Annotated in this window: 19 protein-coding genes and 2 pseudogenes; 10 read left to right on the forward strand and 11 right to left on the reverse strand. The window is 72.3% G+C overall.

Annotation, left to right across the window (positions count from 1 at the left end; translation table 11 throughout):
• Positions 1–15: 15 nt before the first annotated feature.
• From ACFY6U_RS11125 to ACFY6U_RS11135, 3 genes are all read right to left on the reverse strand, one after another.
• The gene (locus tag ACFY6U_RS11125) at positions 16–276 is read right to left on the reverse strand and encodes a type B 50S ribosomal protein L31 (RefSeq protein ID WP_390036908.1); all 261 of its coding nucleotides are present in this window, start codon (positions 274–276) and stop codon (positions 16–18) included.
• 41 nt (positions 277–317) lie between these two features.
• Complete coding sequence (rpmG, locus tag ACFY6U_RS11130) at positions 318–482, reverse strand: 50S ribosomal protein L33 (RefSeq protein WP_093497749.1); 165 nt, start codon at positions 480–482, stop codon at positions 318–320.
• A gap of 127 nt (positions 483–609) precedes the next feature.
• Positions 610–1383 carry a sulfite exporter TauE/SafE family protein gene (locus ACFY6U_RS11135; RefSeq protein WP_390036910.1) on the reverse strand — a complete coding sequence of 258 codons (774 nt, stop codon included), beginning with the start codon at positions 1381–1383 and terminating at the stop codon, positions 610–612.
• A 192-nt stretch (positions 1384–1575) separates the two neighbouring features.
• Here ACFY6U_RS11135 and ACFY6U_RS11140 point away from each other — a divergent pair, with 192 nt between their 5' ends.
• Entirely contained in the window at positions 1576–2046 is a 471-nt protein-coding gene (locus tag ACFY6U_RS11140) for a Dps family protein (RefSeq protein WP_390036912.1), read from the forward strand.
• Positions 2047–2059: 13 nt separating this feature from the next.
• On the opposite strand, the gene ACFY6U_RS11145 is transcribed toward ACFY6U_RS11140, so the two are convergent.
• Positions 2060–3091, reverse strand: coding sequence for a LysR family transcriptional regulator (locus tag ACFY6U_RS11145; protein WP_390036914.1), 1032 nt, complete (start codon positions 3089–3091; stop codon positions 2060–2062).
• Between the two features lie 71 nt (positions 3092–3162).
• Here ACFY6U_RS11145 and ACFY6U_RS11150 point away from each other — a divergent pair, with 71 nt between their 5' ends.
• From ACFY6U_RS11150 to ACFY6U_RS11175, 6 genes and pseudogenes are all read left to right on the forward strand, one after another.
• Positions 3163–4050 (forward strand): SDR family NAD(P)-dependent oxidoreductase, encoded by an 888-nt coding sequence (locus ACFY6U_RS11150; protein WP_390036916.1) that lies wholly within the window; start codon positions 3163–3165, stop codon positions 4048–4050.
• A gap of 187 nt (positions 4051–4237) precedes the next feature.
• A pseudogene (locus ACFY6U_RS11155) lies at positions 4238–4459 on the forward strand (helix-turn-helix transcriptional regulator); the annotation flags it as partial.
• Positions 4460–4601: 142 nt separating this feature from the next.
• Entirely contained in the window at positions 4602–6005 is a 1404-nt protein-coding gene (locus ACFY6U_RS11160) for a glutamine synthetase family protein (RefSeq protein WP_390036918.1), read from the forward strand.
• Positions 6005–7147, forward strand: coding sequence for an amidohydrolase family protein (locus tag ACFY6U_RS11165; protein WP_390036920.1), 1143 nt, complete (start codon positions 6005–6007; stop codon positions 7145–7147). Before ACFY6U_RS11160 ends, ACFY6U_RS11165 begins: the two co-directional genes overlap by 1 nt.
• A gap of 42 nt (positions 7148–7189) precedes the next feature.
• Positions 7190–7717: an NUDIX hydrolase family protein gene (locus ACFY6U_RS11170; RefSeq protein WP_181808617.1), complete on the forward strand. Its 528-nt coding sequence runs from the start codon at positions 7190–7192 to the stop codon at positions 7715–7717.
• Positions 7718–7800: 83 nt separating this feature from the next.
• A pseudogene (locus tag ACFY6U_RS11175) lies at positions 7801–8921 on the forward strand (IS630 family transposase).
• 83 nt (positions 8922–9004) lie between these two features.
• On the opposite strand, the gene ACFY6U_RS11180 reads toward ACFY6U_RS11175, so the two are convergent.
• Together ACFY6U_RS11180 and ACFY6U_RS11185 are read right to left on the reverse strand one after the other, a co-directional pair.
• Complete coding sequence (locus ACFY6U_RS11180; protein WP_390036922.1) at positions 9005–9364, reverse strand: nuclear transport factor 2 family protein; 360 nt, start codon at positions 9362–9364, stop codon at positions 9005–9007.
• A gap of 22 nt (positions 9365–9386) precedes the next feature.
• Entirely contained in the window at positions 9387–10172 is a 786-nt protein-coding gene (locus ACFY6U_RS11185) for an SDR family oxidoreductase (protein ID WP_390036924.1), read from the reverse strand.
• 108 nt (positions 10173–10280) lie between these two features.
• Between ACFY6U_RS11185 and ACFY6U_RS11190 the strand changes: the two genes are divergently transcribed.
• Complete coding sequence (locus ACFY6U_RS11190; RefSeq protein WP_390036926.1) at positions 10281–10787, forward strand: winged helix-turn-helix transcriptional regulator; 507 nt, start codon at positions 10281–10283, stop codon at positions 10785–10787.
• Between the two features lie 140 nt (positions 10788–10927).
• Here the strand turns inward: ACFY6U_RS11190 and ACFY6U_RS11195 are convergent, their stop codons facing one another.
• Both ACFY6U_RS11195 and ACFY6U_RS11200 read right to left on the reverse strand, forming a co-directional pair.
• Positions 10928–13024: a SpoIIE family protein phosphatase gene (locus ACFY6U_RS11195; RefSeq protein ID WP_390036928.1), complete on the reverse strand. Its 2097-nt coding sequence runs from the start codon at positions 13022–13024 to the stop codon at positions 10928–10930.
• Positions 13025–13157: 133 nt separating this feature from the next.
• Positions 13158–14066, reverse strand: a complete 909-nt coding sequence (locus tag ACFY6U_RS11200) for a TIGR01777 family oxidoreductase (RefSeq protein WP_390036930.1) — start codon at positions 14064–14066, stop codon at positions 13158–13160.
• 415 nt (positions 14067–14481) lie between these two features.
• Here ACFY6U_RS11200 and ACFY6U_RS11205 point away from each other — a divergent pair, with 415 nt between their 5' ends.
• Together ACFY6U_RS11205 and ACFY6U_RS11210 are read left to right on the forward strand one after the other, a co-directional pair.
• Positions 14482–14658, forward strand: coding sequence for a hypothetical protein (locus tag ACFY6U_RS11205; protein WP_390036932.1), 177 nt, complete (start codon positions 14482–14484; stop codon positions 14656–14658).
• A gap of 206 nt (positions 14659–14864) precedes the next feature.
• Entirely contained in the window at positions 14865–15326 is a 462-nt protein-coding gene (locus tag ACFY6U_RS11210; protein WP_390036934.1) for an aldehyde dehydrogenase family protein, read from the forward strand.
• A 44-nt stretch (positions 15327–15370) separates the two neighbouring features.
• Here the strand turns inward: ACFY6U_RS11210 and ACFY6U_RS11215 are convergent, their stop codons facing one another.
• The 3 genes from ACFY6U_RS11215 to ACFY6U_RS11225 are packed head-to-tail and all read right to left on the reverse strand — an operon-like array spanning position 15371 to position 18388.
• On the reverse strand, positions 15371–16381 hold the full coding sequence (locus ACFY6U_RS11215; RefSeq protein WP_390036936.1) for an ABC transporter ATP-binding protein: 1011 nt from the start codon (positions 16379–16381) through the stop codon (positions 15371–15373).
• Positions 16378–17427 (reverse strand): ABC transporter ATP-binding protein, encoded by a 1050-nt coding sequence (locus ACFY6U_RS11220; protein WP_390036938.1) that lies wholly within the window; start codon positions 17425–17427, stop codon positions 16378–16380. The genes ACFY6U_RS11215 and ACFY6U_RS11220 overlap by 4 nt, the downstream gene beginning before the upstream one ends.
• Entirely contained in the window at positions 17420–18388 is a 969-nt protein-coding gene (locus ACFY6U_RS11225) for an ABC transporter permease (protein ID WP_390037618.1), read from the reverse strand. The genes ACFY6U_RS11220 and ACFY6U_RS11225 overlap by 8 nt, the downstream gene beginning before the upstream one ends.

The following is an 18388-nucleotide window of genomic DNA, read 5'->3' on the forward strand; positions in this document are numbered from 1 at the left end:
GGCCGCCGGGCGGGGTCAGCCGCGGGCGGCGGCGGTGCGGCCGTAACGGCGTTCGAAACGCTCCACTCGGCCGGCGCTGTCCAGGACCCGCGCCCTGCCGGTGTAGAAGGGGTGCGACGCGGACGAGATCTCCACGTCGATCAAGGGGTAGGTGTTGCCGTCCTCCCACTCGATCGTCCGGGACGAGTCTGTGGTGGAGCGCGTCAGGAACGCGGTGTCCGCGGCGCGGTCCCGGAAGACCACGAGGCGGGACGCGGGATGAATGCGGGCCTTCATGGGGTTTCCTCTCTTGGTTGCCGGTGCGCTTGCGGTCGGCTTCAGCGCTCTTCGCGGAAGTCGACGTGTGCGCCGGCCACCGGGTCGTACTTGCGCAGGACCAGCCGGTCGGGGTTGTTCCGGCGGTTCTTGCGGGTCACGTAGGTGACGCCGGTTCCGGCCGTCGACTTCAGCCTGACGACCGGACGCGCGGTGCTGCGTGCCATGAGGTTCTCCCTTCGCCCACACCCGGGATCTTTGATCCGAGCATGTCATTCACGACCTCTGCAACAACGCCTCCCGCCGTCGCATTCCCGGGTCGCCGGACCGGCCGGGGGTTCCCGGACCGACCGGTCAGCGCAGGAGGAGCTGGAGGCCCCCGACGATCGTCGCGGCGATGACCAGCTGCTCGAAGAGGCGCTGGTTGATCCGGTGCACGGCCCACTTGCCGATGAAGGCGCCGGGGACGACGAACGCGACGAGCGCGGCGTCCAGGAGCAGCGAGTGGCCGTCGATCAGTCCGAGGCCGGCGCTGAAGGGGACCTTGGAGAGGTTCACGATCAGGAAGAAGAACGCCGAGGTACCCAGGAAGCCGAGTTTGCGGAAGCCGGCCGACAGCAGGTACATCGACATCACCGGGCCGCCCGCGTTGGCGACCATCGTGGTGAAGCCGCCGAGCACGCCGTACGAACCGGCCTTGGCCCGGCCCGCGCGGGTGGTGACCTCGTCCGGGTCGTCGGGGCGGTCGGCCGTGCGGCGCCGCCACAGCGTGACCCCGGCCATCAGCAGCAGGATCGCACCGATCGAGGTCCGTACGACGCCGTCGTCGGCCCAGACCAGGAACAGCGTGCCGATCACCACGCCGGCCGCGACCGCCGGGAACAGCCGCCACAGCGTGGGCCAGTGGGCGTGCCTCCGGTAGGTCGCCACGGCCAGCACGTCGCCCGCGATGAGCAGCGGGAGCAGTACGCCGGTGGAGGCGCGGGCCGGGAGGACCGCGGCGAAGATGGCGAGACTGACGGTGTTGGCCCCGCTGACGGCGGTCTTGGAGAAGCCGACGAGCAGGGCGGCGAGTGCCAGGGCGGCGAACTCCCAGCCGGATATGTGCCAGAGCGTCATCGTGTCCATGCGGGGACCGATGCTATGTCCGGACAACCGGATGGTGTAAGTACCGTCTCGCTGGTTGGCTCCGGCCCCCTCCCGGGGCGGTTGCCGGCCCTGTCCGGGGTGCGCGGCCGTGCGGGGCCGCTGCGTTTGCGGGCGATCCGCCAGGGCACCCGCACAGCGATGACGGCACAGCTCAGAAGGGAGACGCGCACCATGTCCGTGGTGAGGAACACACTGCCCGACGAGGCGCTCAGGATCACCGGCGGTGCCCTCCAGGAGACCTTGGTGGATCTGCTCGGACTGTCACTGGTGGGGAAGCAGGCCCACTGGAACATCGTGGGCCCGCGGTTCCGCTCGATCCATCTCCAGCTCGACGAGGTGGTCGCCGCCGCGCGCGCCCACTCGGACACCGTCGCGGAGCGCGCCGCCGCCCTTGGCGTGCCGCCGGACGGCCGTCCGGAGACCGTCGCCGCGGCCTTCTCACTGCCCGGGGCCAAGGACGGCTGGCTGCGCGACGACGAGGTCGTCGACCTGATGGTACGGACCCTGGAGGCGGCGATCGGGCGGCTGCGCGAGCGGATCGCCGCGACCGACGAGCCCGACCCGGTCACCCAGGACCTGCTGATCTCGATCACCGCCGACCTGGAGAAGCAACGCTGGATGTTCGCCGCCGAGAACAACTGAGCCCACGGAAGGCTCACTTGGACCGATCCGGTCGGTCCGATCGATCCGGTCGGTCCGATCGATCCGGTCGGTCCGATCGATCCGGCCGGTCCAGTCGGTCGGGTCGGTCCAGCCGGTCCAGCCGGTCCGGTACGTCCGCTTCGAGCGCCGCCGCCCGCAGGGCGGCCGCCACCCGGGTGACCGCCTCCGCGGGCGGGTGCGGCAGCCGGGCCAGCAGCTGGCGGCGCTGCTCCTGCGGTCCGCCGCGCACCGGCAGGATCCGGACACCGGCCGGCGCCGCGGAGGCCAGGGCGGCCGGTACGGTGGTCAACCCGCAGCCGGCGGCGACGAGATGGAGCTTGGCCAGCCAGTCGCGCGCGACGTGGGCGATCTCCGGCCGCTCGTCCAGGCCGGGCCACACGCCCATCAACCGGTCCTCTCCCGAGGCGGACCCGGCGATCCAGCGCTGCCCGCGCAGATCGGCCACGTCGACGAAGCCGCCGCGGGCCAGGGGGTGACCGGCCGGCAGCGCTAGGCACAGGGCGCGCTCGGTGAGGGTCTGGAGCACCAGCGGGGGCGACTCGGCGTCCGGCGCCCGGAACGGCGGTGCCGACGCGAGCAGGGCCAGGTCGATGCTGCCGGCGCGCAGGGCACGCACCAGTGCGGGGGTGGTGCCCTCGCGGCCCACGACCCGGAGGCCGGGGTCCGTCCGGCGGAGCGCGGTCAGGGCGTGCGGGACCAGCACGGCTCCCGCGGTGGGGTACCAGCCCAGACGGACCGTCCCGGCCTCTGCGGGCAGCCCGGACAGTTCCCTCGCCGCCGCCTCGATCTCGTCGAGCACGGTCGTGGCGCGCCGCATGACGACCCGGCCGGCCGCGGTGAGCCTTACTCCGTCACGCCGCCGCTCGAGGAGCTCCGCGCCCGAAGCCCGCTCGATCGCGGCGATCTGCCGGGACACCGCGGACTGGGTGTAGCCCAGCGAGGCCGCGGCGGCGGTGAAGGTTCCCTGATCGGCGACCGCGCGGAAGACCCGCAGCGCGGTCAGTGACACATCGTTGAAGTCCATGACGCTCACGCATACTAGCCGTGCGTAACTTTCGTTGGACTCATGGACGCGCCGTTCCTAGCGTGGGATGCATGAACGCTCCCCGCATCGCCCTCGTCACCGGCGCCAACCAAGGACTCGGCCGCGCCCTCACCGAAGGCCTCGCCGCCCGGCTGGGCCCGGACGACCTGGTTCTGCTCACCGGACGCGACCCGAGACGGGTGCCGGACGCCGCCGCCGAGGTCGCCCGCCGGCCCTCGACGCGCGCCCGCGTCGAGGGCCGGGTCCTGGACGTCACCGACACCGACGCGATCGACCGGCTCGCCGACGAACTCGGGGCCCGGTACGGCGGGGTGGACATCGTCGTCTCCAACGCGGTCGCCCGGGTCCTGCCCGAGGACTCGCAGTCCGAGCGGGCCGACGAGTTCATCGACGTCTCGAACACCGCCACCCACGCGGTCCTGCGCTCCTTCGGCGCCGTCCTGCGCCCGCGGGGCCGGCTGCTCGTGGTGGCCAGTTCGCTCGGCACCCTCGGCCACCTCGACCCGCGGCTGCACCACCTGTTCGACGGCGCGAGCCTCGACCAGGTCGAGTACGCCGTCGAGTCCTGGCGCAGCGCCGTCCACAACCGCACCGCCGCCGAGGCCGGCTGGCCCGTGTGGCTGAACGTGCCCTCGAAGGTGGCCCAGGTGGCCGCCGTCCGCGCGGTCGCCGCCGAGCGCCGCGAGCAGGACCTGGCGACCGGCACCCTGGTCGCCTCCGTCTGCCCCGGCATGGTCGACACGGCCACGTCCCGCCCCTGGTTCAGCGACTACAGCGGCGCCCAGTCCCCCGCCGAGGCCGCCCGTGCGGTGCTCGACCTCGTCTTCGCGGCGGATGTCGACCCCGGGCTCTACGGCGAGCTGATCCGCTTCGGCAAGCCGCTGCGCTGGCAGGACGGCACCCCTCCGGTGGAGCAGGACCGCCTCGTCAAGCCGTGAGCGCCGGATCCGGCGCCGTCTGTCGTCGCACGGACCCGTCGGCGCCGACCGAGTCCTCAGCCTCTGCCCAACGGGAAGAGTGCCCGTACCGTCCAGCCGCCCACCGCCCCGGACCCGGACCCGGACCCGCGTCCAGCGTGCCGCCTAGGGCGGTGACGCCATCCGTGATGCCGACGAGGCCGAAGCCGCCGCCAGGCCGGTCGACGCACCACCCGCCGAGCCCCTCACCGGCCGCGAGCTGGACGTGGTGCGGCTGGTCGCCGTCGGCCGCACCAACGCCGAGATCGCCGCCGAGCTGTTCGTCTCGCTGTCCACGGTCAAGACGCTTCCGTCCGGCGTCCAGCTCAAGCTGTCGGCCCGGAACCGGGTGGAGATCGCCGCGTTGGCCTGGCGCGACGGCCACGCCTGAGCGGGCTCCGGCACCGCACGCGCCGCCCTGGACTCCGTGGCCGCCGGGACCGACTCCCCGGCGCCGGTAGCGCAGTTCGGCGCGGTCGGCGTGAAACCCTGGCCGGGACGCGTGCATCCGAGCCCGTCGAGGAGGACGTCGTATGCCACCCCTGGTCGACCCCGTACCCGGCGGGAGCCCCGGCGATCTGGCCCGGGCCCATGCCCTCGCCCACGAGCTGTCCGCGCAGGGCGTGCGCGGGATCGTGCTGGCGTATGTGGACACCGCCGGGATCTGCAGGGTGAAGACCGTTCCCTGGCAGGGGCTGCAGCCTGCGGTGGCCTGGGGCGTGGGCATGTCCCCGGTGTTCGACACCTTCCTGGCGAACGACGCGATCGTGCGCACCGACGTGCTCGGCTCGCCCGACGGCGATCTGCGTCTCCATCCGGACCTGGACCGGCTGGTGGTGCTGGCCGGGCAGCCCGGCTGGGCGTGGGCGCCCGTCGACCGGGTCACTCAGGAGGGTGAACGGCATCCGGGGTGCAGCCGCACCTTCCTGCGCCGTGTCGTCGCCGACGCCGAGGAGCGGCACGGTGTCACCTTCAGAGCGGGCGTCGAGCTCGAGTGGGTGCTCGGCCGGGCCGCCGCGCCGGCCGACGAGTTCGCGCCGGCCACGTCGGGTCCCGCGTACAGCGCCGCCCGGCAGATCGAACTGAGCGACTACACCGCCGACCTGCTCGCGGCCCTCGAGAAGCAGGAGGTGCCGGTCGCCCAGCTCCACCCCGAGTACGCGCCCGGCCAGTTCGAGCTCTCCACCGGTGCCCTGGACCCGGTGGCGGCGGCCGACCAGAGCGTGCTGGTCCGGCAGACCGTCCGCGCGGTCTCGCAGAAGTACGGCCTGCGCGCCTCCTTCGCCCCGGCCGTCGTCGAGCGGGGCGTCGGCAACGGCGGCCACCTGCATCTCTCCCTGTGGCGCCATGGGGTCAACCTGCATGCCGGGGGCGATGCCCGGTACGGCATGACGGCCGCGGCGGAGTCGTTCATCGCCGGGCTGCTGACGCACCTGCCCGCGCTGACGGCGGTGACCGCGCCGAGCCCGGCCAGCTATCTGCGGCTCAGGCCCGCCCAGTGGGCGGGGGTGTACACGGCCTGGGGCCGGGAGACCCGCGAGACCGGGATCCGGGTCATCACCGGCACGGCCGGCCACCAGAGCCAGGAGGCCAACCTGGAGGTCAAGCCGGTCGACCTGGCCGCCAACCCGTACCTGGCGCTCGGCTGCGTCATCGCCGCCGGACTCGACGGGCTCGCCTCGGCCGCGCCGCTGCCCGAGGAGGTCACCGACGACCCGGCCCGGCTGATCCCGGACGAGGCGGTGGCCCGGGGCGTGCGCCGACTGCCGACCTCCCTTCCCCAGGCCGTCGAGGAGTTCCGCGAGGACGAGGTGCTGCGCACCGCGCTCGGCCCGGTCCTCGCGGACGCGGTGATCGCCGTACGCGAAGGCGAGACGGCGGCCGTCGCGGGGCTCGACGACGCCGGGGTGGCGGCGGCCTACCGCTGGAAGTACTGATGCCGGGTCAGGTCCGGGAGGCGCTCGACGCGCTCCCGCTCGTCGACCACCACTGCCACGGCGCGGTCACCGCCGACCTCACCGAGCCCGAGTTCGCGTCGCTGCTGACCGAGGGCGAGGCGTGGCCGGGCGTCTCGCCGTTCGACAGCCCCGCCGGCATCGCCGTACGCCGGCACTGCGCACCCCTGCTCGGCCTGGACCGGCACGCGCCCGTCGCCGACTACCTCGCGCGCCGGGCCGAACTGGGCTGGCAGGAGGTCAACCGCCGGTTCCTGACGGCCGCGCACACGGAGGCGTTCTGCGTGGACACCGGCTACGCCCCGCACCCGGTCACCTCCCCCGCCGAACTCGCGGCGGCGGCCGGCGCGCGTGCGTACGAGGTGGTACGGCTGGAGGGCGTCGCCGAGGCGGTGGCCGCACGGGGCATCGACGCGGCCGAGTACGCGGGCGCCTTCCGGGCGGCGGCCGAGGAGGCGGTACGGCGGCCGGGTGTGGTCGCGGTCAAGTCGGTGGCCGCCTACCGCACCGGCTTCGCGCTGGACCCGGCGCGGCCGACGGACGCCGAGGTGACCCGGGCGGCGGCGCTGTGGTTCTCCGGGGGCGGCAGGCTCACCGACCCGGTCCTGATGCGTCATCTGCTGTGGACCGCCGTCGGGCTCGGGCTGCCGCTCCAGCTCCACGCCGGTTTCGGGGACTCGGACCTTCGGCTGCACCACGCGGACCCGGCCCTGCTCACCGACTGGCTGCGGCTGACCACCGGCACCGTCCCGGTGCTCCTGCTGCACTGCTGGCCCTACCAGCGCCAGGCCGCCTACCTGGCGGCGGTGTTCGAGCACGTGCACCTCGATGTCGGGCTCGCGCTGCACCATGTGGGTCCGGCCCGGGCGGGCGCGGTGCTGGCGGAGGCGATGGAGATCACCCCGTTCCGCAAACTGCTGTACAGCTCGGACGCCTATGGTGTGGCCGAGTTCCACCACCTCGGTGCGCTGTCCTTCCGGCAGGGGCTGGCCGGAATGCTCCAGGCCCGGGTGGACGCCGACGAACTGAGCCCGACCGACGCGGTGCGGATCGCCGCCTGGACGGGACGCGGCAACGCCCGTCGTCTCTACGGACTTCCCGCATCCGACCCCGGCCGCGACTGACCGCGCGCCCTGTCCGGAAAGTATGATCAAGCAATGTCTGACATGACCGAAACCACGCCGGGTTGGCTGTCCTCCGACGAGCTGGAGATGGCGCGCGCCCGCATGCCGATCCTGTACGTGGAGGCCGTGCCCGTCCGCGTCGACGACAGCGGCGAAGTCACCAGCATCGGCCTGCTGCTCCGCATCGGCCCGGACGGAACGGTCAGCCGGACCCTCGTCTCCGGCCGTGTCCTGCACCACGAGCGGGTCCGTGACGCCCTGCTGCGCCATCTGGAGAAGGACCTCGGCCCGGTGGCGCTGCCCCGGGTGCCGGCCTCCCTGCAGCCGTTCACGGTGGCCGAGTACTTCCCGACGCTGGGCGTCACCCCGTACCACGACCCGCGTCAGCACGCGGTGTCGCTGGCCTACATCGTGCCGGTCACCGGTGACTGCCGGCCCCGGCAGGACGCCCTGGACCTGGTGTGGTTCAGCCCGCAGGAGGCCATGCTGGAGGCCGTGCAGAGCGAGATGCCAGGTGGTCACGGGGTGTTGCTGAAGCAGGCCCTGGCCCATGTGGGGTTCGTGAGCTAGTGCTCTGACCGCATAGGTTCGCCGGGTCGGCCGTCGTGGCGGTTGGATGTGCGGTGACGTCCGATCCGACCGCTGGAGGCGCGGTGGCCGAGCCTGTCCGCGTGCGCAGACTGACCGACCAGGAGGGGCAGAAACTGCAGCAAATCGTGCGCCGTGGCAGCACCAACTCGGTGCGCTATCGGCGCGCGATGATGCTGTTGGCCTCGGCCGGCGGGAACCGGGTGCCGGTGATTGCTCAGCTGGTGCAGGCTGACGAGGACACCGTGCGCGATGTGATCCACCGGTTCAACGAGATCGGTCTGGCCTGCCTGGACCCTCGGTGGGCGGGAGGCCGTCCCCGCCTGCTCAGTCGTGACGACGAGGACTTCGTCGTCACGACGGCCACCACCCGCCCCACCAAGCTCGGCCAGCCTTTCACCCGCTGGTCGCTGCGCAAGCTCGTCGCCTACCTGCGGAAAGTCCACGGCCGAGTGATCCGCATTGGCCGTGAGGCGTTACGCGGCCTGCTCGCCCGCCGTGGTGTCACCTTCCAGCGCACCAAGACATGGAAGGAATCCCCCGACCCGGACCGCGAGGCGAAGCTGGACCGGATCGAGGAGGTCCTTGGCCGCTTCCCGGACCGGGTGTTCGCCTTCGATGAGTTCGGCCCGCTCGGGATCCGGCCGACTGCCGGCTCGGGCTGGGCCGGACGGAAACATCCCGACCGAGTGCCGGCCACCTACCACCGCACTCACGGGGTGCGCTACTTCCACGGCTGTTACTCGGTCGGCGACGACACCCTCTGGGGCGTCAACCGGCGCAAGAAAGGTGCCGGGAACACACTGGCCGCGCTGAAATCGATCCGCGCCGCCCGGCCCGACGGCGCCCCGATCTACGTGATCCTGGACAACCTGTCCGCCCACAAAAGCGCCGACATCCGACGCTGGGCGAAGAAACACAAGGTCGAGCTGTGCTTCACCCCGACCTACGCCTCCTGGGCGAACCCGATCGAAGCGCACTTCGGACCGCTGCGGCAGTTCACCATCGCCAACTCCAACCACTCCAACCACACCGTTCAGACCCGGGCCCTGCACGCCTACCTCCGGTGGCGCAACGCCAACACCCGCCACCGCGACGTCCTGGCCGCCGAACGCAAGGACGCGCCCGCATCCGCAGCGAGAAAGGCATCCGCTGGGGCGGACGGCCCCTGCGATTGGCGGCCTGACCTGGCAGGGAGGCGAGTCGCCGAGATTGCGAGGCGAGCGGGGCTTTTCGCCTGAGGCGGCAACGGGTGGCGCCGGCAGGGACTCAGGGCTCGATGACGAGGCGTTCGATGAGGCCGTCGCGGAGTGTGAACTGGTAACGAAGATCGATGGTCCCGCCAGGGAAGTTGCCTTCGAGGTGGTGGGCGGCGATGTAGCGGGCTGCGCCGGTCTGCTGGGCGCCGGTGAGGTGGATGGTGTAGGTGAATTCGGTGGCCGATCGGTCGAGCCACTCCCTGATCGCCTCGATGCCCTCGTAGGTGTTGCCGTCGTCGATCACTGTGGCCTCGCGGGTGAACGCCGTGAGTGCGGTGGCGGTGTCGTGGGCGCGGTGCGCTGTCAAGTAGCGGGTGATCACCTCGGGCAGGGTGTCCGGGGTGCTGGTGCGGGGCTGGTTGTCGTTCATGACGCTCCTTGGGGTGGCGGGTTCAGACGGTGGGGGTGGTGCCGCCGTCGATGACGTGTTCGGCACCGACGATGGCCGAGGCGCGGTCCGAGACGAGGAAGGCGACGAGCTCGGCCACTTCCTCGGGCCGGTTGGGACGGCCCAGCGGGATGCCGCCCAGGGAGTCCATGAGCCGGCCCAGCGCCGCTTCCTGCGTGATGCCTGCGTCGTGGGCGATCCGGGCGACGAGGTTGTCGGCGGCCGAGGTCTGCACGAAACCGGGCGAGACGGTGTTGACGCGGACACCGTGCGGGGCGACCTCGTTGGCCAGGCCCTTGCTGTAGGTGGTCAGGGCGGCCTTGGCGGCGGCGTAGGCCAGGGTTCCGTTCCACAGCGGCATGCGGCGCTGGATCGAGGTGACATGCACGATCACGCCCTTACCTGTGGCGATCATGTGCGGCAGGAGTGCGCGGTCCAGGCGGACAGCGGCCAGCAGGTTCGTGTTCAGCTCCCTGGCCCAGTCGTCCTCGCCGAGCGCGGCGAACCCTCCAGCCGGCGCCTCGGACCCGCCGAGGGTGTTGACCAGGATGTCGACGCCTCCCACGCGGGCGTCCACCTCGGCGGCCACGTGGGCTGCGCCCTGGGCGCTGGACAGGTCGGCGGGGATGAACGCCTTCTCCGCGGCGTCGTCGGGGCGGCTGCGGGCCGTGACCAGCACGGTCGCGCCGGCCTGGGCGAGACGTCGGGCGATGGCGGCTCCGGTGCCCTTGGTGCCGCCGGTGACCAGAGCGCGTCGGCCTTCGAGGGATTCGCTGATGGATGTGGTCACGGTGTGCTCCGTTCCCGGGTGCGGGCGCAGAAGGCGCCACTCCCATTATTACTGCTAAAATAGAAGCTACTAACTTCGACTTTAGCAGTGACTGAGGGGATGGCCACCATGGCAAGCCGGATCAGGCTGGAGGACCGGGAGTGCCCACTGTCCACGACGGTGGAACACGTAGGCGAGTGGTGGACGCTGCTGATCCTCCACGACGCTTTCGACGGCTACACGCGCTTCGACCAGTTCCAGGAGAGTCTGGGTATCTCCTCCAGCATGCTCACCACCCGGCTGAAAACCCTCGTCGCCGACGGACTGCTGCAGCGCCGGCCCTACCAGACCAACCCCGTACGCCACGAGTACGTCCTCACCGAACTCGGGCGTTCCCTGCGGCCGGTGATCGTCGCCCTGGCCGCGTGGGGCAACTCCCGCCTCACACCTGCCGAACGCAGCATGATCCTCATCGACGCGGACAGCGGCGAGGAAGTCGAGCCTGTCGTCGTTGACGCCAAGACGGGCCGCCGGCTCGACGACAGCGACAGCTACGTCTTCACCGCAGGCCCTGCAGCCAGCGACGCCATGCGCCACCGATATGCGACACGACCGACCACCCCCGCGGGGGCGTAATGCCGCTCCAAGCCAGCAGCGTGGCCCAACCGGTGAACCTTCCCGGTCACAGCACTAGGGAGCCGCCCGCGACCCGGCCGGTGGGCCGCCGAGGGGGTTCGACGTCGACGGATCCGGCAGGACATCCCGGCTTCGGCCTGTCACCTGTGGAGTATCGACGTGGCCCGGCCCCGGACTTCGGCCTGCCCGGAGCCGTTCGGGATGTCCTGCTCGGTCCAGATGCACTTGGCGTCGCTGAGGTAGCGGGCGCCCCAGCGCCGGGACAGCGCGGCGACCAGCTGGAGGCCGCGGCCGCCCTCGTCGGTGTAGGTGGCGTGGCGGATGCGCGGGGTGGTGAGGCTGCCGTCGTAGACCTCGCAGGTCAGCATGCGGCTGCGCAGCAGCCGCATCCGCATGGGGCCCCTGGCGTGCCGGATCACGTTGCCGACCAGCTCGCTCACCAGGAGCTCGGTGGTCGTCGACAGGTCGTCCAGGCCCCACCGGGAGAGCTGGCCGCGGACGAGTTCACGGGCCTGGCCGGCCGCCCGGGGGTCGTCGGGCAGGCCGAAGGAGGCGATGTCGTCGGCGGGCATGGCGCGGGTGTGGGCGATGAGCAGGGCCGCGTCGTCGGTGGTCCGCTCCCGGTCCGGGAGCAGCTCCGAGACGACCGTGTCGCACAGTTCCGCCAGGCCCCGGGCGTCCTCCTCCTGGTCGGCGCCGGTGAAGCGCGCGGGCCGGACCGCGGCCCGGCGCAGGACGCGCAGCAGCTCGGCCAGTCCCTGCTCGGCGTCCTGGGCGTCGGACTCGATGAGCCCGTCGGTGCACAGGACGACCAGGCTGCCGTCCGGGAGCACGAGTTCGTGCACGGCGAACGGCGGGGTGGCGGCTCCGAGCGGCGGATCGGGGCTCACGACGGGGCTGAGCACGGTGCCGTCGGGATGCACGAAGACCGGCGGCGGATGCCCGGCGAGGGCGTAGCAGCAGGTCCGGCCGACCGGGTCGTAGACGGCGTAGAGGCAGGTGGCGTAGAAGTCCTCGCCCAGGTCGCTGACCAGGTCGTTGAGGTGGCCCAGCAGTTCGTCCGGGGCCATGTCGAGGTCGGCCAGGGTGCGTACGGCGGTGCGCAGCCGGCCCATGGTGGCGGCCTCGGCGATGCCGTGGCCCATCACGTCGCCGACCACCAGGGCGACCCGGTCGGCGGAGAGCGGGATCACGTCGAACCAGTCGCCGCCCACCTGCTCGCCCCGGCCCGCCGGCAGGTAGCGCGCGGCCGCGACGGCGCCGGGCAGCCGGGGCAGGGTCCGGGGCAGCAGGGCGCTCTGCAGTTCCTGCGCGCGGGCGTGTTCGAGGTCGTACAGGCGGGCCCGCTCCAGTGCCTGGCCGACCAGAGCACCGAGGCCGGTCAGGCGGGTGCGTTCCTCCGCGTCGAAGGGGCGCGGCTGGTTGTAGGACAGGATGGACACACCGATGGCCCGCCCGGAGGCGATCAGCGGCAGGAACGCCCACGCCATCTTCGGCGAGGTCCCCATCAGGATCCTGTCCGTGACGGCGGGATAGCGCTCGTACATCTGGGCCGGCGACTCCATGAACTGCGGCCTGTGGGTCCGGAGCACGTCGGTGACGGGCAGGCCGGCGTTGAGCGGGCCCTCGAACCGTTTCAGGTAGTCGGCGGGGTAGCCGACCTCGCCGACCCTGGTCAGCCGGCCGTTCTCGAACACGGAGACGACCAGTCCGTCGGCGCAGAACGGTGACAGGACATGCTGCGCCACGGCCTGTACGACGTCCTGGACGGTCACGGCCTCGGCGAGCGTCGCGGTCAGCTCCTCCGTCCGGACCGTGCGCTCGCGCCCGGGCGCGGGTTCCCCGTGCGGAGGCTTCCCGTCGGCGTGCTCCAGGCGCTCCGCGGTCCAGGCCGCCACCGCGTGCAGGAAGGACAGCTGCACGTCGTCGGGCCCGCCGCTGCCGGACAGCAGCACCGAGAGCGCGCCGACTGGCCCGTGGGCCCCGGTCAGGGGGACCGCCACCGTGCCGGCCGCGCCGGTCCCGAGGCTGTCCCCGGCCACCCGGACGAGGACACCGCGGCGCAGCGCGCGGGCCGGCGGTACGTCCTCTTCCTCGTCCAGCTCCGCCCAGGCCCGCGCCGTCCCGGCGTCGACACCGTCCACCGCCACCAGGGTCAGCCGGCCGGCGCCGGGATCCCACCGGTGCAGCAGGGCGCCTTGTCCGCCGACACCTGCCGTCGCCTGCCGAAGGGCCAACGCCAGTGTCCGCGCCCGCGCACCCGCGGCCGGGGACGGGTCGGGTTCGACCCCTTCCGGACGGTTCGGGCACATAACGACAGGTTAACGCGGCAGGTCGGGGCGACCACCGGGGCCGGGTATGGCCGCCTGGCTAGCCCTGGTGCAGGGCGGCGCGCAGCGCCTCGTCGATACGGGGCTGCCGGAACGTGAAGCCCGCCTTCAGCAGGCCCTCCGGGACGGCCCGGCAACTGCCCGTGATGCCTTCGGCGAACTCGCCGAGGACGGTGCGCAGCGCGAAGGCGGGGACGGCCGCGAGGGCGGGCCGGTGCAGGATCCGGCCCGTCGCACGGGTGATCTCGCGGTTCGTCAGCGGTTCGGGGGCCGTGAAGTTGAGGGGGCCGGCGACGTCCTCGTGGTCGATCGCGTGGCGCAGGGCGGCGATGTGGTCGGGCAGCGAGATGAACGGCCAGAACTGGTCACCCGAGCCGAGCCGGCCGCCGAGGCCGTACCGGAAGAGCGGGAAGAGCTTGCCCCAGGCGCCGCCGTCGGCGGAGACGACGAGACCGGTACGCGGGTGCACGACGCGGACGCCGGCCCGCTCGGCCGGCGCGGCGGCGGCCTCCCAGCCGACGCAGACGGAGGCCAGGAAGTCGTTTCCGGCCGGGTCGGACTCCGTGACGACACGGTCGCCGGTGTCGCCGTAGTAGCCGGTGGCCGAGGCCGAGATCAGCACCCGGGGCCGCTCGGCGGCCTCGGCACAGGCGTCGGCGATGGTCTGCGTCCCCTGGAGGCGGCTGAGCCTGATCTCCTGCTTGTACGCCGCGGTCCAGCGCCGGTCGCCGACCCCGGCACCGGCGAGGTGGACCACGGCGTCGACGCCGTCCAGGACGGCCGGGTCCAGCCGGGCGCCGGGCTCCCACGCCGCGGATTCGGTGCCGTCCGCCGCCCGGGCCACGGTCCGGCCGCGGGTCAGACGCAGCACGCGGTGTCCGTCGGCGAGGAGGGAACGGGTGAGGGCGGAACCGATGAGTCCGGTGGATCCGGTGATCGCGACGCGCATGACGTTCTCCGATGAGCGAATGTTTGAGAGTTCAAACTCCCGGTCGTCATACTACTCCGGCCGGATGTCCGCACGGCGTAAGCGACCGGGCCACCGAGGTCGGCCCGGAGGCCCTGTCTCTCCCCCGACGGCCGCTCGACCGGACAGGCGCGCTGCCCCCTCCACCCCGAGTCGGTCGGTCCGCACCCCGAGGGTGGGCCCTCTGCGCGGGTGAGGTCATCCATGGCCTGGATGGCCGGCTATACGGGATTCGGATCGCGCGGAGGACGGCGGGCGGCCGGCGGACCGCCCATAGTCGTGCGTACCCCGCACGCCGCTGTCCGGACAGCCGCTGTCGTGCGGCCGTCCCCTGCATGCCGTGCACCTCTCGGCGCCCGCAGGCATGCCCGCTCCGCTCACCGTTCCTGGAGTCGTGATGCCCGGTTCCGTTCCGCCGCCGTCCGCCACCGCGGCCGCCGACACCGCCCCGCCGCCCATGGCCGTCTCCGCCCCCGCCCATCTGCTGCGGGTGGCCCTGCTCCTGGATCATCGCCACCCGCCGCGTGCCCTCGACCATGATGGAGGGGAGCTGTTACACGCTGAGCCGTGCTGAGCTGTGCTGAGCGGTGCGGTGTTCGCCGGCGTCGAAGGCCGTCCAGCAGTCGGATGCGGGGGCGCACGCATGGACGATCGCCAGCAGCACTCGTCGCCGAGGTCGCGGACGCCTTCCGCTCGGTGCGGGTGGGGTTGTGGAACCAGCCGGTCGACATGGGCCCCTGATCAACGCCCGGCAGGAGAAGAGGGTGCTGGACTACCTGGTTGATCAGCCGGGAAGAGGGCGGCGAAGTGGTCGTGGGGGGCGGCAAGCTCACCGGCGAGCTGTACGACAGCGGATACTTCGTCGAACCCGCCCTCTTCGACCGGGTCACCCCTGGGATGCGCATCGCCCAGGAGGAGATCTTCGGCCCGGTGCTCTCCGTGCCCGCCTACGAGGACGAGGAGAAAGCGGTCGCGGTCGCCAACGGCACCCGGTACGGACTGACCGCCACCGTGTGGACGCGAGACATGACCGAGCGGGGACATCGGCGCTTCCTTCGGCGGCTACAAGCACAGCGGCTTCGGCTGCTCCATGGGCCCCGACTACCTGGAGGACTGGGCCCAGGTGAAGCCAGTGGTCACCAGCGGCGGCTGCAGGGCCACTCGGGAGGGTATCCGCATCGCCGACGGGACCGACGCCCCGGACGAGGTCCGCGCGATGGCCGCCAGGCACCACGACGATGAGCAGCTCTTCGCCCTGGTGTCCCTGATCGCGGCCATCGCTCCGTTCAACCGGCCAGCGGGAAGTGGCAGGCCACCTGGCGGCCGGCGGCGCCCGGTGCGAGCCGTGGGCGTTCCGTCGCGCACCGCTCCTGGGCGTAGGGGCAGCGGGTGCGGAACGGGCAACCTGTGGGTTTGTCCACCGGGTTGGGCACCTCCCCGGTCAGGACGATCCGCTCTCGGGGCGGCCCGTCGTCCGCGAGCGTCCCGTCGTCGATGTCCGGGACCGCCGACAGCAGGGCCTGGGTGTACGGGTGCGCGGGGGCCGTGTACAGCGCCTCCGTCGCGGCGAGCTCGACGATCTCGCCGAGGTACATGACGGCGATCCGGTCCGACACGTGCCGTACGACTCCGAGGTCGTGCGCGATGAAGACGTAGGTGAGGGCGAACTCCTCCTGGAGGTCGGCGAACAGGTTCAGCACCTGGGCCTGGATCGACACGTCGAGCGCGGACACCGGTTCGTCTGCGACGATCAGCTTCGGGCTGGTGGCCAGGGCCCGCGCGATGCCGATGCGCTGGCGCTGGCCGCCGGAGAACTCGTGCGGATACCGGTCCAGATGGGCCGCCGCCAGTCCTACGACGTCGAAGAGCTCGGCGACCCGCCGGCGCACCGCGCCCGCGTCGCCGTACCGGTGTACGAGCAGCGGCTCGGCGACGATGTCCCCGGCGCGGCGGCGGGGGTTGAGGGAGGCCTGCGGGTCCTGGAAGACCAGTTGCATGCCCGGCCGCAACGGGCGCAGGCGGCGCGTGGAGAGGGTGGAGATGTCCTGCCCGTCGAACTCGACCCGCCCGCTGGTGAGTTCGGTGAGCCGGACCAGACAGCGGGCCAGCGTGGACTTGCCGCAGCCCGACTCGCCGACGACACCGAGGGTCTCGCCGCCGCGCACCTCCAGAGAGACACCGTCGACGGCGCGCAGGACCCGGCGCGCGCCCCGGAGGGGGTAGTGCTTGGTGATGTCCGTGGCGCGCAGCAGTACGTCGTGCGCGGGGACGGTCGTACCGTCCTGTGCTGTCGTCACGACGCCACCTCCGCGTCCTGGTCCCTGCCTTGCTTCCCGTCGGCCGCTCGTGCGGTCAGCCGCAGTCCCGCGCGGTCGTCCGGTGCGAGCCAGCACGCGTCCAGGTGCGAGGCGTCCTCGCCGCCGGGAGTCAGCACGGGCCGCTCCGCGCACCGGTCGTGGCGAAACCGGCAGCGCGGGGCGAACGCACAGCCCTCCGGAAGGGCACCGGGCGAGACCGGCACGCCCGCGATGGTGGGCAGCCGCCGCAGCCGGGGGCCGCCCACGCGGGGCACCGAGTCCAGCAGGCCCCAGGTGTACGGGTGCCGCGGGCCGTGGAACACCGCCCGCCGCGGGCCCTCCTCGGCCACCCGGCCGCCGTACATGACGAGGACCCGGTCGGCGATCTGCGAGACCACGCCCATGTCATGGGTGATGAGCACCATGGCCGAGCCGCGGGCGTTCAGCTCCCGCATCAGATCGAGGATCTGCGCCTGGACGGTGACGTCCAGCGCCGTGGTCGGCTCGTCGGCGATCAGCAGCGCGGGATCGCAGGAGAGGGCCATCGCGATGACCGCGCGCTGGCGCATGCCGCCGGAGAACTCGTGCGGGTAGGCATGCGCCCGGGAAGCCGCGTCGGGGATGCCCACGTCGGAGAGCAGCCGTACCGCGCGGGCCCCGGCCTCCTTGCGGGAGACTTTCTCGTGTGCCCGGATCTGTTCGGCGATCTGCCAGCCCACGGTGTAGACGGGGGTCAGGGCGGTCATCGGGTCCTGGAAGACCATGGCGATCTCCCGGCCGCGCACCGCCCGCATCTCCTTGTCGGGCAGGGTCATCAAGTCCCGTCCCCGGAAGCGGACTTCGCCCGACACAGTGACGTTCGGGTTGGTGAGCAGCCGCAGCACGGCCAGCATCGACACGCTCTTGCCCGAGCCCGACTCGCCCACCACGCCCAGGACCTCGCCGGGCGCGACGGAGAAGGAGAGTCCGTCGACGGCGGTGACCAGGCCTTGGCGGGTGCGGAACCGTACCCGCAAGTCTCGTACGTCCAGCAGGGGTTCAGGCATGGCGGGCCCTCGGGTCGAGTCGCGCGTACAGGATGTCCACCAGGGCGTTGGCGAGGACTACGAAGAACGCCGCGTACAGCACGGTCCCCATGATCACCGGCAGGTCGAGGTTCTGGAGGGCGTCGTAGGTGAGCTTGCCGATGCCGGGCAGTCCGAAGACCACCTCGGTCAGCAGCGCGGCCCCGCCGACGAGCGCACCGAAGTCCAGGCCGAACAGCGACACGATCGGGATGAGGGAGCAGCGCAGCGCGTGCCGGAGCAGGATCCGCCGTTCCGAGAGGCCCTTGGCACGGGCCGTGCGGACGTAGTCCTCGCCCAGCGCGGTGACGACCTCGCCGCGCAGCAGCCGGGCGTAGATCCCGGCGTACAGCAGGGCCAGGGTCAGCCAGGGGAAGAGCATGTGCAGTGCCCACTGACCGGGGTTCTGGCTCAGGCCGACATAGCCGGGCGGCGGTACCCAGGAGAAGAGGGAGTCGTGGAACTGCCTCTGGGTGAGGAGGTTGACGACCTCGCCGAGCCAGTAGGCCGGCAGGGAGACGCCGACGACACCGACCAGCATGATCAGCGGGTCGGCGGCCCTGCCGCGCAGGGTCGCCGCCGCCGTGCCCATGAGGATCCCGGCCGTCATCCAGATCAGGGCCGCGCCGATGACCAGAGAGAGGGTGACCGGGGTGGCCTGCAGGATCTGCGGGATCACCTTGGAGCCGCGGTTGACGAACGACTCCAGGTCCCGGTCGATCAGCAGGTGCCGCATCATCAGCAGATAGCGGACGGGCAGCGGCCGGTCGAGGCCGAAGGAGTGCCGCACCTGGGCGAGGGTGGCCGCGTCCGCGTTGCGGCCCGCGATCCGGGCCGCCGGGTCGACGCCCGGGGTGGCGAAGAAGATCAGGAACACCATCACACTGATCGCGAACATCACCAGCAGGGCCGAGCCGAAGCGTTTGAGGGCGAAGACGAGCAT

The organism is Streptomyces sp. NPDC013157 (genome assembly GCF_042899865.1).
Taxonomy (GTDB): domain Bacteria; phylum Actinomycetota; class Actinomycetes; order Streptomycetales; family Streptomycetaceae; genus Streptomyces.